1 protein-coding gene is annotated in these 626 nt (G+C 64.5%); it reads right to left on the reverse strand.

The window, feature by feature from the left end; translation table 11 throughout:
- Nucleotides 1–21: 21 nt before the first annotated feature.
- Nucleotides 22–626 (reverse strand): ATP-binding cassette domain-containing protein (locus BN1117_RS03950; RefSeq protein ID WP_040094985.1); only part of this gene is annotated, 605 nt, incomplete at its 5' end.

A 626-nucleotide genomic window follows, 5' to 3' on the forward strand; every position in this document is an offset into this window, starting at 1 on the left:
CAGCCTGATATCAGGCTGATATCAAACAGGAGCCAGCCGTTGATAGAGGCTGCGGTAGTAATCATCCGCCAGCAGCTCGTCATGAGGGGCACAGAGGCGGATCTGTCCCTCTTCCATCAGGGCGATCCGGTCCATCAGCTCCATCCCCAGCAGGCGGTGGGAGATAAGCAGCAAGGTGCGATCTGCCCCGAGCGTGAACAGCAGATCCATGATCTCCCGCTCGGTCTGACTGTCGAGCCCTTCGGTCGGCTCGTCCAGCAGCCAGAGCGGCGCATCGTGCAGCAGGGCGCGGGCGATGCCGATACGGCGACGCTCGCCACCGGAGAGTGGGCGGCCACCGTCACCGAGCCAGGCGTCGAGGCCCGCCTCATCTTCCAGCAGATTGGCCAGTCCGACCTGGGTCAGTACCGCAACCAACTGCTCGTCAGTGGCAGTCGGGGCGGCCAGCTTGAGGTTGCCCCTCAGGGTATCGGCAAACAGGTGCAACCGCTGGCTTACTACCGAGATGGAGGCGCGCAGCGCCCCTTCGCTGTAGTCGGTGAGCGGTTTGCCACCCAGCAGGATCTTGCCTGCCTGCGGGCTCCACTCCCGGGTCAGCAGCCCCATCAGGGTCGATTTGCCGCAGC

Source organism: Aeromonas australiensis, assembly GCF_000819725.1.
In the GTDB taxonomy this organism is placed as follows: domain Bacteria; phylum Pseudomonadota; class Gammaproteobacteria; order Enterobacterales; family Aeromonadaceae; genus Aeromonas; species Aeromonas australiensis.